Source organism: Streptomyces durbertensis, from assembly GCF_014156695.1.
GTDB classification, from domain to species: domain Bacteria; phylum Actinomycetota; class Actinomycetes; order Streptomycetales; family Streptomycetaceae; genus Streptomyces; species Streptomyces durbertensis.
The window spans coordinates 1-12132 of the sequence record NZ_WMLF01000138.1; the positions used below are offsets into that span (position 1 = coordinate 1).

13 protein-coding genes and 1 pseudogene are annotated in these 12132 nt (G+C 72.2%); 6 read left to right on the forward strand and 8 right to left on the reverse strand.

From position 1 onward, the window contains the following. Nucleotides 1–32: 32 nt before the first annotated feature. On the forward strand, nt 33–1439 hold the full coding sequence (locus GL263_RS11895; protein WP_182855605.1) for an LCP family protein: 1407 nt from the start codon (nt 33–35) through the stop codon (nt 1437–1439). Between the two features lie 46 nt (nt 1440–1485). On the opposite strand, the gene GL263_RS11900 is transcribed toward GL263_RS11895, so the two are convergent. Then, entirely contained in the window at nt 1486–2037 is a 552-nt protein-coding gene (locus tag GL263_RS11900) for an acyl-CoA thioesterase (protein WP_182855606.1), read from the reverse strand. A 183-nt stretch (nt 2038–2220) separates the two neighbouring features. On the opposite strand from GL263_RS11900, the gene GL263_RS11905 reads away from it, so the two are divergent. Further along, the gene (locus GL263_RS11905; RefSeq protein WP_182855607.1) at nt 2221–3453 is read left to right on the forward strand and encodes an LCP family protein; all 1233 of its coding nucleotides are present in this window, start codon (nt 2221–2223) and stop codon (nt 3451–3453) included. Nucleotides 3454–3513: 60 nt separating this feature from the next. Here the strand turns inward: GL263_RS11905 and GL263_RS11910 are convergent, their stop codons facing one another. Both GL263_RS11910 and GL263_RS11915 read right to left on the reverse strand, forming a co-directional pair. Then, nucleotides 3514–3906: a VOC family protein gene (locus GL263_RS11910; RefSeq protein WP_182855608.1), complete on the reverse strand. Its 393-nt coding sequence runs from the start codon at nt 3904–3906 to the stop codon at nt 3514–3516. Nucleotides 3907–4063: 157 nt separating this feature from the next. Then, nucleotides 4064–5404, reverse strand: coding sequence for a UDP-glucose dehydrogenase family protein (locus GL263_RS11915; protein ID WP_182855609.1), 1341 nt, complete (start codon nt 5402–5404; stop codon nt 4064–4066). A gap of 172 nt (nt 5405–5576) precedes the next feature. Here GL263_RS11915 and GL263_RS11920 point away from each other — a divergent pair, with 172 nt between their 5' ends. The 3 genes from GL263_RS11920 to GL263_RS11930 all read left to right on the forward strand — a co-directional run bounded on the left by GL263_RS11920 (nt 5577) and on the right by GL263_RS11930 (nt 8387). Further along, a complete protein-coding gene (locus tag GL263_RS11920) occupies nt 5577–6749 on the forward strand; it encodes an acyl-CoA dehydrogenase (RefSeq protein WP_182855610.1) in 1173 nt (390 codons plus the stop codon). 160 nt (nt 6750–6909) lie between these two features. After that, complete coding sequence (locus GL263_RS11925) at nt 6910–7692, forward strand: DUF4386 family protein (RefSeq protein WP_182855611.1); 783 nt, start codon at nt 6910–6912, stop codon at nt 7690–7692. Between the two features lie 89 nt (nt 7693–7781). Next, nucleotides 7782–8387, forward strand: coding sequence for a PASTA domain-containing protein (locus GL263_RS11930; protein ID WP_182855612.1), 606 nt, complete (start codon nt 7782–7784; stop codon nt 8385–8387). Between the two features lie 11 nt (nt 8388–8398). Here the strand turns inward: GL263_RS11930 and GL263_RS11935 are convergent, their stop codons facing one another. Together GL263_RS11935 and GL263_RS11940 are read right to left on the reverse strand one after the other, a co-directional pair. Then, the gene (locus tag GL263_RS11935; RefSeq protein ID WP_182855613.1) at nt 8399–9040 is read right to left on the reverse strand and encodes a hypothetical protein; all 642 of its coding nucleotides are present in this window, start codon (nt 9038–9040) and stop codon (nt 8399–8401) included. Further along, nucleotides 9040–9570, reverse strand: a complete 531-nt coding sequence (locus tag GL263_RS11940) for a GNAT family N-acetyltransferase (protein WP_182855614.1) — start codon at nt 9568–9570, stop codon at nt 9040–9042. Before GL263_RS11940 ends, GL263_RS11935 begins: the two co-directional genes overlap by 1 nt. Nucleotides 9571–9700: 130 nt before the next feature. On the opposite strand from GL263_RS11940, the gene GL263_RS11945 reads away from it, so the two are divergent. After that, nucleotides 9701–10204, forward strand: coding sequence for an RICIN domain-containing protein (locus GL263_RS11945; protein ID WP_182855615.1), 504 nt, complete (start codon nt 9701–9703; stop codon nt 10202–10204). An 8-nt stretch (nt 10205–10212) separates the two neighbouring features. On the opposite strand, the gene GL263_RS11950 is transcribed toward GL263_RS11945, so the two are convergent. The 3 genes and pseudogenes from GL263_RS11950 to GL263_RS11960 form a co-directional block, all read right to left on the reverse strand. Next, nucleotides 10213–11412, reverse strand: a complete 1200-nt coding sequence (locus GL263_RS11950) for a dipeptidase (RefSeq protein WP_182855616.1) — start codon at nt 11410–11412, stop codon at nt 10213–10215. 12 nt (nt 11413–11424) lie between these two features. Beyond that, nucleotides 11425–11952 (reverse strand): 5-(carboxyamino)imidazole ribonucleotide mutase, encoded by a 528-nt coding sequence (gene purE / locus GL263_RS11955; RefSeq protein ID WP_182855617.1) that lies wholly within the window; start codon nt 11950–11952, stop codon nt 11425–11427. Then, a pseudogene (locus tag GL263_RS11960) lies at nt 11949–12132 on the reverse strand (5-(carboxyamino)imidazole ribonucleotide synthase); the annotation flags it as partial. The gene purE and the pseudogene GL263_RS11960, both read right to left, overlap by 4 nt.

Below are 12132 nucleotides of genomic sequence, written 5' to 3' on the forward strand. Positions count from 1 at the left end.
TATAAGAGACAGGGTGGGGGCGGCGGCTGGCGATGTTCACCGCCGGTGGCGTACTGGCCGTCGGCGGCTGCGGACACCTGGTGGTCGCCGGTGTCGGCTCCGGCATCGACCGCGTCGACCCGTTCGGCGACCTCAAGAACCGGCCGTCCGCCGGCCGGGGGCTGAACTTCCTGGTTGTCGGCGTCGACCGGCGGGACGGCTTCTCCAAGGAGGAGCGGCACCGCTACCGGCTCGGCGGCGCCGCCTGCAACTGCACGGACACGATGATGCTCGTCCACCTCTCGGAGGACCGGAAACGGGCCAGCGTGGTCAGCCTGCCCCGCGACACCTACGCCGTACTGCCCGCGCACACCGACCCCGCCACCGGCGAGCGCCGCCCGGAGACCCGGCAGAAGCTGAACGCCGCCTACACCCGCGGCGGCCCAGGGCTGACCGTGCGCACGGTGGAGCGGATGACCGGCGTCCACGTCCACCACTACCTGGAGGTCGACTTCACCAGCTTCATGCGCACCGTCGACGTGCTGGGCGGCGTGGAGGTCTGCTCGGTGCGGCCGCTCAAGGACAAGCAGTCGGGTCTCGACCTGCCGGCCGGCAAGACGAGGCTGAACGGCCCGGAGGCGCTGGCCTACGTCCGCGCCAGATCGGTGGACGGCTCGGCGGACATGGGACGGATGCAGCGGCAGCAGCGCTTCCTCGCCTCGGTCGTCGACCAGGCCGTCTCCGACGGCGTGCTGCTCAACCCGATGCGCTTCCAGAAGGTCGGCTCCGCGATGCTGGACTCGGTCCGGGCGGACCGGAACCTCGGCAACGAGGAGATGCTGGCGCTCGGCCGTGCCATGCGGGACTTCGACGCCTCCTCGGCGGAGTTCACCACCGTTCCGCTCGCCCAGACGGGTTACCAGGTGAAGGGCCTCGGAGAAACGGTTCGCTGGCACAAGGACAACGCCGACAAGCTCTTCTCCGCCCTCCGCGAGGACCGGCCGCTGGCACCCGTCGAGGAAGGTGAACGCGAGGCGGCCGCCAAGGAGCGGGAGGAGCGGCGGCGCGCGGTGCCCGTCGAGGTCGCGCCCGCCACCATCCGGGTGCAGGTCGACAACGGCACCGGCAGGGCCGGCCTCGGACACCGCGTGGACACCGAACTGCGGGACACCGGCTTCCAGACCACCGGCATCCCGGGCAACGCCGAACGCGGCGACGTCGAGACCACCGAGATCGCCTACGACCCGCGCTGGGACCGCTCGGCGAAGGCGCTGGCCGCCGCACTGCCCGGCGCGGAGCTGCGGAAGGTGAAGGGCCAGGGCCCGCTCATGCGCGTCACGCTCGGTGCGGACTTCACCGAGGTCACCCCGGTACGCGAGGCCGAGCCCGCGCCCGACCCGGCCGCCCAGCGGGAGCACGGCTACAGCGCGCTGACCGGCGACCAGGTCAGCTGCGGCTGAAACCCGGGGCCGGCACCGGCCGCTGCCCGGTTCCCGGCCCGGGCCGTCAGTCGTTCAGGCCCTCGGCGGCGCGACGGTCCCGCAGTTCCTTGATCGCCCGGCGGCGGGCCAGCCGGTGGGTGCGCCGGATCTGCGCCTCCTGGTAGCGCCGCTCGTCGCGCTCGGTCTCCGGGACCACCGGAGGCACCGGGCGCGGCTTGCCCTCCGCGTTCACCGCGGCGAACACCAGGTAGGCGGTGCCGACCTGGGTCGGCGGCGTCGACTCGTTCCACCGCTCGGCGAGCACCCGGACGCCCACCTCCATAGAGGTCCGCCCGGTCCAGTTGACCTGCGCCTTCACATGGACGAGGTCGCCCACGCGCACCGGCTCCAGGAAGACCATCTCGTCCATGGACGCCGTCACCGCGGGCCCCTCCGAGTGGCGCCCGGCGACCGCTCCCGCCGCGTCGTCGACCAGCTTCATGATCACGCCACCGTGCACGGTGCCCAGGAGGTTGGTGTCGCTGTGGGTCATGATGTGGCTGAGCGTGGTGCGTGACGCCGAGGTCGGCTTCCCCGGAGGTGCGCTTTCCGGGACGCTGCTGGCGAGATCGGTCATACCCCCACCCTATGCGCGCCGCGCGCCCGGCCCCGCATCGAGTCCGCCCGGCCCCCGCGCCCGGAGCCCGGCTATCACAGCGTCGGGACCAAGCAGACGTAATGCATCAGAACTGCTACAGGAATGCCCCGGTCCGCCACCCGGCCTGTCCCGGCGCCGCCGGTGGCGTGCACACTGCTGCCCATGAACGACTGGCCCGAGGGGTGGAGCAGCAGCCGTGACGGCGGCGACCGGTACGGACGCGGCGCGTACAGCCCGCAGCCGGAGGGCGCCCGCGCCATGCCGACCGTGCGGCACGGGCGGCCGACGCAGGCCCCCGGTGTGCCGCAGCAGGCCGCCGGCGGCCACGACGGCTTCAGCCACGGCACCGTCTACGGCGGCGGGCGCGGTGGCGGATCCGACGGTGGCCGCGCCGAGGCGCAGCCCCGGCCGAACTGGGGCCGGCGGATCAAGCTCACCGCGCTCGCCCTGGCCGTCGTCCTACTGGTGACCGGCGTCGCCACCTACTTCTGGGCGGACGGCAAGATGCGCCGCGAGGTCGACCTCGCGAAGGTCGAGGACCGCCCCTCCTCGGGAGAGGGCACCACGTATCTGATCGTCGGCTCGGACAGCCGTGAGGGGCTGAGCCGCGAGGACCAGAAGCGGCTGCGCACCGGCTCCACCGAGGGCAAGCGCACCGACTCCATGATGCTGCTGCACCGGGGCCCCAACGGGAACACGATGGTCAGTCTGCCGCGTGACTCGTGGGTGACCATCCCCGAGTTCACCGGCTCCTCCAGCGGCAAGCGCATCCCCGCCCAGCAGCAGAAGCTGAACGCGGCCTTCTCGATCGAGGGCCCCGAACTGCTGGTCCGCACGGTCGAGTACAACACCGGGCTGCGCATCGACCACTACGCGGAGATCGGCTTCGGCGGCTTCGCCGGCCTGGTCGACTCGCTCGGCGGCGTCGAGATGTGCTTCGACAAGGCCGTCAAGGACAAGAACTCCGGCGCCGACTTCCAGCCCGGCTGCCACCGCCTGGACGGCGCCGAGTCGCTCGCGTTCGTCCGCAACCGCTACAACGCCGAGGGCGGCGACCTCGGCCGCACGAAGAACCAGCAGAAGTTCCTCGCCGCGCTCGCGAACGAGAGCGCCACCCCGAGCACCGTGCTCAACCCGTTCCGGCTGTACCCGACCATGGGCGCCGGCCTGGACTCCCTCATCGTCGACAAGGACATGAGCCTGTACGAACTGGCCCGCATGTTCTGGGCGATGAAGGGCCTGTCCGGCGGCGACGGCACGCAGATGAACATGCCGCTGGCCGGGCCGTTCACCGCCCCCGGCGGTCAGAGCGCCCTCAAGTGGGACATGCCGCGCGTCAAGCAGCTCATGGAGCAGCTGCGCAACGGCGACAAGGTGACCGTCAAGGGCGACTGACGCCGCGTGCTCTCGCGTGCCCCGGACGCCGGCCCACCGCCGGCGGTCGGGGCACGACGCTCAGCTGCCGCCGTCGGACGTCGTCGCGCAGAGGCAGAACGGGTGCCCCACCGGGTCCTTGTACACCCGCCACGACCGCGTGCCGCCGCCGTCCCCCTCCAGCAGCTCGGCGCCCAGCTCCAGGACCCGGCGCTCGGCGTCGTCCATCCGCTCGGCCGGAACGTCGAAGTCCAGGTGGAACTGCTGGGGGTTCTCCGTGCTCGGCCAGCTCGGCGGGCGGTACCCGGGCGACTGCTGGAAGGCGAGCGTCCGCCCCTGCGGGCCGATCAGCTCCACCCACTCGTCGTAGCCGTCCGGGTCGACCTTCCAGCCGAGCACGGCCGCGTAGAAGTCGGCCAGGGCCCTCGGCTCCGGACAGTCGAGCACGGTCACGCCAAAGGTGATGTCAGACATCGCGCTTCTCTCATGAGTCCCGACGCGCACGGCCGCAGGCGCCGGATCCACCCCGGAGCGCCGCACCGCGCTGATCGTCCACCACACTAGGACCCGGCACCGACAACGGCCCGCCGGTGGCCGCCGCGCGCCGCCTCCCGGCCCGCGGGGACGGCCCTCAGGCCGTCGGGCGGCCCAGCGCGCGGAACGTCCAGCCGGCCTTGCGCCACAGCTGCATGTCGAGCGAGTTCCGTCCGTCCAGGATGTGCTTGACCGCCACGACCTCGCCCAGCTCCGCCGGGTCCAGTTCGCCGAACTCCCGCCACGCGGTCAGGTGCAGCACCACGTCCGCGCCCCGCGCCGCCGCCCTCGCGCTCTCCGCGTACACCAGCGTCGGGAAGACGGCCCGCGCGTTGTCCATGCCCTTCGGGTCGTAGACGGTGACCTGCGCGCCCTGGAGCTGGAGCTGGCCCGCGACGTTCAGCGCCGGCGAGTCCCGCACGTCGTCCGAGTCCGGCTTGAACGTCGCGCCGAGCACCGCGACCCGCTTCCCCAGCAGCGTGCCGCCCAGCGCCTCCCTGGTCAGGTCGACCATGTGGCCCCGGCGGCGCATGTTGATGGAGTCGACCTCCCGCAGGAACGTCAGCGCCTGGTCCGCGCCCAGCTCGCCGGCGCGGGCCATGAACGCCCGGATGTCCTTGGGCAGGCAGCCGCCGCCGAAGCCGATGCCGGCGCCGAGGAACTTGCGGCCGATCCGGTCGTCGTGGCCGATGGCGTCGGCCAGCTTCACCACGTCGCCGCCCGCCGCCTCGCACACCTCCGCCATCGCGTTGATGAACGAGATCTTCGTCGCCAGGAACGAGTTCGCCGCCGTCTTCACCAGCTCGGCCGTCGGGAAGTCGGTGACGACAAACGGCGAGCCCTCGCCGATCGGCGTCGCGTACACCTCGCGCAGCCGCCGCTCGGCGTCCTCCGAGGTGACGCCGACGACGATCCGGTCCGGGTGCAGGGTGTCCTGTACGGCGAAGCCCTCCCGCAGGAACTCCGGGTTCCAGGCGAGTTCCGCCCCCTCGCCCACCGGCGCCAGCTCCCGGACGCGCGCCGCGAGCCGCGCCGCGCTGCCGACCGGCACCGTCGACTTGCCGACCACCAGCGCCGGCCGGGTGAGCAGCGGCGCCAGCGACTCGAACGCGCTGTCCACGTACCGCATGTCGCAGCCGTACTCGCCGTGCTTCTGCGGGGTGTTCACGCAGACGAAGTGCACGTCGCCGAAGTCCGCGACCTCCTGGTAGGAGGTGGTGAAGCGCAGGCGCCCGGTCGCCCCGTCAAGCCCCTGGACGTGCCGGCGCAACAGCTCCTCCAGGCCCGGCTCGTACATCGGCACCCGGCCGGCGGACAGCAGTTCCACCTTCTCCGGCACGGCGTCCAGGCCCAGCACCTCGAAGCCCAGCTCGGCCATGGCCGCTGCATGGGTGGCACCGAGGTACCCGGTACCGATCACGGTGATCTTCGGAGCCATGGACGCTTCTCCTGGAACGACGACGGAGTCATGCTGGACGTAGTCCGCGAGCATAACCGGGGAGCTGTCGGCAAGCTCACGTATCCCGGGCGGGCCGCTGACCTCTAGAATCGGGTTACTAAACGGTAATTAACGGAGCACCTCAGCCGTACAGCTCAAGGGAGTGAGACACGTGGCGGGAGCCGCTGAATTCGACCTCTACCGTCCGTCCGAAGAGCACGACATGCTCCGCGACTCGGTGCGCTCGCTCGCCGAGGCGAAGATCGCGCCCTTCGCCGCCGAGGTGGACGAGGAGGGCCGCTTCCCCCAGGAGGCCCTCGACGCGCTCGTCGCCAACGACCTGCACGCCGTGCACGTACCGGAGTCCTACGGCGGCGCCGGCGCGGACGCGCTCGCGACCTGCATCGTCATCGAGGAGGTCGCCCGGGTGTGCGCCTCCTCCTCCCTGATCCCGGCGGTCAACAAGCTCGGCTCGCTGCCGGTGGTCCTCTCCGGCTCCGAGGAGCTGAAGAAGAAGTACCTGGGCCCGCTCGCCAAGGGCGACGCGATGTTCTCCTACTGCCTCAGCGAGCCCGACGCCGGCTCCGACGCCGCCGGCATGAAGACCCGCGCCGTCCGCGACGGCGACTACTGGGTCCTCAACGGCGTCAAGCGCTGGATCACCAACGCCGGCGTCTCCGACTACTACACGGTCATGGCCGTCACCGACCCGGAGAAGCGCTCCAAGGGCATTTCCGCCTTTGTGGTCGAAAAGGGCGACGAGGGCGTCTCCTTCGGCGCGCCGGAGAAGAAGCTCGGCATCAAGGGCTCCCCCACCCGCGAGGTCTACTTCGACAACGTCCGCATCCCCGCCGACCGCATGATCGGCGAGGAGGGCACCGGCTTCGCCACCGCGATGAAGACCCTCGACCACACCCGCATCACCATCGCCGCCCAGGCGCTGGGCATCGCCCAGGGCGCCCTCGACTACGCCAAGGGCTACGTCCAGGAGCGCAAGCAGTTCGGCAAGCCGATCGGCGACTTCCAGGGCGTCCAGTTCATGCTCGCGGACATGGCCATGAAGATCGAGGCCGCCCGCCAGCTCACCTACGCCGCCGCCGCCAAGTCCGAGCGCGTCTCCGCCGGTGGCGCCCACGAGGACCTGACGTTCTTCGGCGCCGCCGCGAAGTGCTACGCCTCCGACGCCGCGATGGAGGTCACCACCGACGCCGTCCAGCTCCTCGGCGGCTACGGCTACACCCGCGACTACCCGGTCGAGCGCATGATGCGCGACGCGAAGATCACCCAGATCTACGAGGGCACCAACCAGGTCCAGCGCATCGTCATGGCCCGCAACCTCCCGTAAGCAGGCCCGCCTTCCGCACCCGAGCGCCCCGCCGGCACCAGCCGGCGGGGCGCTCGGCTTCCGTCCGGCCACCTGCCGGATCAGCCGCCGCGCGGGGCGGCGGGGGGTGTGAGAGAAAGGAAGGAAGGGACGGACCCTCCGGCGTGAGGAGATGACCGCCATGGCCGGGGACGTGACGCTGGCGAGCGAGACCAGGCGGGCCAGGTTCACCGGCGGTGTGCTGCTGCTGACCACCGTCGTCTTCTTCATCGCGCTGATCGGCGCGGACCCCGGCATCGAGGAGCACGACAACCGGGAGAGGTTCATCGACGAGGTGGCGAAAGTGGCCGACCGCGTCCCGTGGATCGGCATCGCCCTCGGCCTTCAGGCGGCGATGGCAGGTCTTGCCGTCGCGGTGGGTGTCGGCCTGTACCTGCTGGCGCGCCGACGGGCGCCCGGCCTGGCGCTCGGCGGCATGATCATGCTGCTGTTGTGGGGCCTCTTCTCCGCCCTGCAGGCGATGTTCGGCGGCGGCATGGTGATCGCCGCGCAGGACTACCTCGAACCGAGACTGATCGAGGCCGAGTCCGACGCGGTGCTCGAACTGCTCAACGTGATGAGCGTGCCGCACGTCATCTCGTTCCTGGCGACCTGGATCGCCCTCGCCCTGGCCGTCGGGGCCTTCTCCCTGGCGTACTTCCGCATCGCCCCGCTCGGCGGGCGCTGGTTCGGCTGGGTCGGTGTGGTGGCGGCTGTGGCGGTCCTGCTCTTCCCCGTGGGCTTCGCCCTGGAACCGCTGTTCGGGGTGCCGTTCGTGGGCGCGCTGGTGCTGCTGCTGTGGCTGGTCGGCTTCGGGATCTGGCTGATCGTCCGTGCCGAGCGCGTCGCCGCCGACGCCCTTGCCCTCCCGGAGGAGCCGGCGGGGCCGGCCGCTCCCGGTCGCCCCTCCAAGGGCGTCGCGTAACGGAGCCGCGGGACGGAGCCGCGTAACGGAATCGTCACCGTGCGGCGATCGGCCGGGAGGTCCGGCGCGGGCCGCGCCACCATCGTGGCATGCGACGGACAAGGCGAGTGGCGGCGGCGCTGGCCGCCGGTGTGCTGACGGTGGTGCTGGTCGGATGCGAGGCGGGCGACGACGGCGCCGGAGGCGGCGAGGCGTCGGCCTCCGCCACGCCGACGGCCGCGGAGGCGGCGTTGCCCGACCTGGTCGGCAAGGGTCTGCTGTCGGCCAGGGAGGCCGCCGGCGAGGCCGGTTTCGAGGAGGTCGGCTCGCACGACGCCCTCGGGCGGGCGCGCGGACAGGCGCTGCAACGCAACTGGAAGGTCTGCTTCCAGGAGCCGGCCGCCGGCCGGCACCCCGCCGACACCGAGGTGGACCTGGGCGTGGTGAAGCTCGACGAGGAGTGCCCGGAGAAGGACGGCGAGGTCGAGGAGGCCAAGGACTCCATGCCGGACTTCAGCGGCAAGTCGGCCCGCGCCGCCCGGCGTTCACTCGACGACTCGACCAGCATCGAGGTGCGCGACGTCTCGGGCGAGAAGCGAGTGGTGGTGATGGAGTCGAACTGGCGGGTGTGCGGGCAGAGTCCGGAGCCCGGCGCGAAGCTGACCGGGCAGCCGGTCCGGTTGGACGTGGTGAAATTCGAGGAGAAGTGCCCCTGATCCCCGCGCGGTCAACCGCCCACCCCGGGGCGGTTGTTCGGCGCGCCGTCGCCGTGCGGCGGTAGATCACCTCGTTCTGGCGCCGGGTCCGGACCGCCGCCCTCGCCACCAATGGCCGGGAGCAGGTCCAGCACCTCGGCGTCGCTCGCGGGGCGGGCGGACTCGGCGGCGCGGCGCAGCAACGCGCGGTCGACCGTCTCGGTCGGCGCCGAGATCGTCACGACGTGCCCGCCCTCGGGGAGGGCGTACGCGTGCTGCTCCCCCGTCCGCCGGTAGCGCAGCTTTCCCTCCTCCTCGCAGACAACCGGCGCCGCACAGTCGGCGGTGGTGAACACCGCACGGTCAACCGAGAGTTGCAGCGTCGCACCGCGCTGGTCGGAGTAGACGGCACCGTACCCGTCCCCGCCCGTGACGCCGACCGACTGCGGCACCACCCGGTGGCCGGGCAGCCGGAGGACGTAGACGAAGTCCCGCGTCACACCGTGCGCCCTGGCCCGCGCGTCGGCGCCGGCACCGTCCCCGCTGCCGCCCGGCACCTCGGTGCCGCACGCCGCGAGTGCCACCACGGCCAGCACCGCCCCCGCCGCCTCGCGGAACCGGAGGCGCCGAGCGGTGGCCACCAGGGTTCTCGCGGCCGGTAAGTGTTCCGTCATCACAGCTCCTGGAAGGGCGGGGCGTACGCGAAGTGGCCGCGCGCGCCGGGGTGGTGGGCGGTGAGCGTGCGGACCTGGAAGTACTCGCCCCACTCCGGTTCGGGTGCGGCGACGCCGTACTCGGCGGCCGCGCGGAAGCCGAAGCGGGCGTAGTAGGCGGGTGCGCCGAGCAGCGCGACAAGCGGCTCGTCGAGCGCGTCGGCGGCGCCGAGCACGGCGTGCATCAGGGCGCTGCCGACGCCGGTCCCCTGCCGGTCGGGGCGCACGGCGAGCGGCCCGAGGTCGAGCGCGGGAACAACCGGCCCGTCCTCCGGCGTGAGCAGCCCCCGGGTGCACACCACGTGGCCGACCGGCCGGCCCGTGTGGTCCACCGCGACAAGCGACAGCGCGGGCAGCCAGGCGTCGTCCGCCCGGAGCGCGTCCAGCAGCGCGACCTCCACGGGCACCTTCCCGCCGTCCTGCGCGAAGGCGGCGCCGACGACTTCCCGAACGGCGGCGACGTCGGCGTCCGTCTCCCGGCGGATCATCATGCGGGCAGTCTGCCACGCGACCCGCCTCGCCGGCGGACGGTTGTCACAGCCCCCGCCTAGCATGGCGATCACCGGGTGGGGAAAGCCCGGCGCGCGCCGTGGCGCGTGGTCGAAGACGGGGGGTTGAAGGGTGAGGGAAGGGCTCTACCGGGTTCGCAACGTGGGCAGCGGACTGCTCCTGGAGGTGTACGAGGGGCGCCCGGGGAACGGGGTCAACGTCCAACAGGGCCGGGAGCGCGAGGGCGCTTCGGCCGCCGGCCAGCTGTGGCGTCTCATACCCGTGCATCCGGGCAGCGCGCTGTACCACCTGGAGTGCGCCGCGAGCGGGAAGCGGCTGGACGTGGCGGGCGCCTCCGAGGAGCCGGGCGCCAACGTCCAGCAGTGGCGGGCGAACAACTTCGGCGCGCAGGAGTGGCTGTTGGAGGAGCACGTCGGCCACCCCGGAAGGTTCTCGCTGGTCAGCTATGTCAGCGGTCTCCTGCTGGAGGTCGCCGACGCCTCCACGGCCGACGGCGCCAACGTCCGCCAGGGCGAGGACACCGACACCCCCGCCCAGTGGTGGACCCTCGAACCGGCGCCGGCCCCGGCGCCGACCGGGGCCACGGGGACAGACCGGGCCCCGGCCGCGCGCTGAGCGGCGTCTCAGGGTTCGACTTGGTCGCGTTGGTCGAGTTGGTCGATGGTGGCGTGGGAGGCGGGGCGGGTGTCGGCGCGGGCCACCGCCTCCGCGTCGCGGAGGACGCGGACGGCGTTGTGCCAGGTCAGCTTGGCGAGGTCGGCCTCCGACCAGCGGCGGTCGAGGAGTTCGGCGATGAGGCGCGGGTAGCCGTCGACGCCTTCCAGCCCGTCGGGCAGGAAGCTGGTGCCGTCGTAGTCGCCGCCGACGCCGATGTGGTCGATGCCTGCGACCTCGCGCATGTGGTCGAGGTGGTCGGCGACGGTGGCGACCGTGGCGCGGGGGCGCGGGTTGCTGTCGGCGAAGGCGTGTTGGACCTTCATCGCGGCGGGGGTGGTCTCCAGGGGGTGGAAGCCGTGGGCGCGCATGTTCTCGTCGGCGCGCTCGGTCCACTCGATGGCGGCCGGGAGGATGAACTTCGGCACGAACGTCGCCATTGCCACCCCGCCGTTGGCGGGGAGTTGTTCGAGGACGTCGTCGGGGATGTTGCGGGGGTGGTCGCAGACAGCCCGGGCGGAGGAGTGGGAGAAGACGACGGGTGCGGTGGTGACGCGCAGCGCGTCGCGCATCGTGGTGGCGGCGACGTGGGAGAGGTCGACGAGCATGCCGCAGCGGTTCATCTCCCGTACGACCTCCTCGCCGAAGCGGGTGAGGCCGCCGTGGCGGGGTTCGTCGGTGGCGGAGTCGGCCCAGTCGACGTTGTCGTTGTGGGTGAGCGTCATGTAGCGCACGCCGAGCAGATGGAGTGCGCGCAGCGTGGCCAGCGAGTTGTTGATGGAGTGGCCGCCTTCGGCGCCCATCAGGGAGGCGATCCGTCCGCGGCCGCGGACGGCCTCCATGTCGTCGGCGGTGAAGGCGAGTTCGAGGTCGTCGGGGTAGCGGGCGGCGAGCTGGCGGACGGCGTCGACCTGTTCGAGGCAGGCGCTGACGGCGGTGTCGCCGGCGTAGTCGCTGCGGACGAAGACGGACCAGAACTGGGCGCCGACGCCGCCGGCCCGCAGCCGGGGCAGGTCGGTGTGCAGGCAGGCGGACTGGTCGGTGGAGATGTCCCGCTGGTCGAGGTCGTAGCGGACCTGCGCGCGCAGCGCCCAGGGCAGGTCGTTGTGGCCGTCGACGACGGGGTGTTCGGCGAGGAGCTGGTGGGCGCGCGTGAGGTGGTCGGTCACGTGCGTCCCCGCTCAGCTTCCGAAGCCGAAGCCGGCGCCGGTGATCTTGGTGCGCAGGCGGCGGCCCTTGTCGGTGGCCTGTTCGTTGAGTTCCTGCTGGAACTGGCGCATGCGGTCGCGGAGTTCGCCGTCGTGGGTGGCGAGGATGCGGGCGGCGAGCAGTCCGGCGTTGCGGGCGCCGCCGACGGAGACGGTGGCGACGGGCACGCCGGCGGGCATCTGCACGATGGACAGCAGGGAGTCCATGCCGTCGAGGTGCTTGAGCGGGACGGGCACACCGATGACGGGGAGGGGGGTGACGGAGGCGAGCATGCCGGGGAGGTGGGCGGCGCCGCCGGCGCCGGCGATGATCACCTTGAGGCCGCGGTCGGCCGCGGCCTCGCCGTAGCCGATCATCTCGCGGGGCATGCGGTGGGCGGAGACGACGTCGACCTCGTGGGGGATCTCGAACTCCTCCAGGGCCTTGGCCGCGGCCTCCATGACGGGCCAGTCGGAGTCGGATCCCATGACGATGCCCACGACGGGTGCGGCGGCGCTCATTCGGTAATCGTCCCTCGGAGGTAGTCGGCGGCGTGCCGGGCGCGTGCGCGCACGTCGGGCAGGTCGTCGCCGTAGGTGTTGACGTGTCCGACCTTGCGGCCGGGCTTGACGTCCTTGCCGTACATGTGGATCTTCAGCCCGGGGTCGCGGGCCATGCAGTGCAGGTAGGCACCGTACATG

Excerpts from the sequence above, each read along its gene's own strand:
- GL263_RS11895 (WP_182855605.1), top strand. The coding sequence starts at position 33 with ATGTTCACCGCCGGTGGCGTACTGGCCGTCGGCGGCTGCGGACACCTG.
- GL263_RS11915 (WP_182855609.1), bottom strand. The coding sequence starts at position 5,404 with ATGGCTCCGAAGATCACCGTGATCGGTACCGGGTACCTCGGTGCCACC.
- GL263_RS11940 (WP_182855614.1), bottom strand. The coding sequence starts at position 9,570 with ATGATGATCCGCCGGGAGACGGACGCCGACGTCGCCGCCGTTCGGGAA.
- purE (WP_182855617.1), bottom strand. The coding sequence starts at position 11,952 with ATGAGCGCCGCCGCACCCGTCGTGGGCATCGTCATGGGATCCGACTCC.
- GL263_RS11935 (WP_182855613.1), bottom strand. The coding sequence starts at position 9,040 with ATGACGGAACACTTACCGGCCGCGAGAACCCTGGTGGCCACCGCTCGG.
- GL263_RS11905 (WP_182855607.1), top strand. The coding sequence starts at position 2,221 with ATGAACGACTGGCCCGAGGGGTGGAGCAGCAGCCGTGACGGCGGCGAC.
- GL263_RS11930 (WP_182855612.1), top strand. The coding sequence starts at position 7,782 with ATGCGACGGACAAGGCGAGTGGCGGCGGCGCTGGCCGCCGGTGTGCTG.
- GL263_RS11925 (WP_182855611.1), top strand. The coding sequence starts at position 6,910 with ATGGCCGGGGACGTGACGCTGGCGAGCGAGACCAGGCGGGCCAGGTTC.
- GL263_RS11910 (WP_182855608.1), bottom strand. The coding sequence starts at position 3,906 with ATGTCTGACATCACCTTTGGCGTGACCGTGCTCGACTGTCCGGAGCCG.
- GL263_RS11900 (WP_182855606.1), bottom strand. The coding sequence starts at position 2,037 with ATGACCGATCTCGCCAGCAGCGTCCCGGAAAGCGCACCTCCGGGGAAG.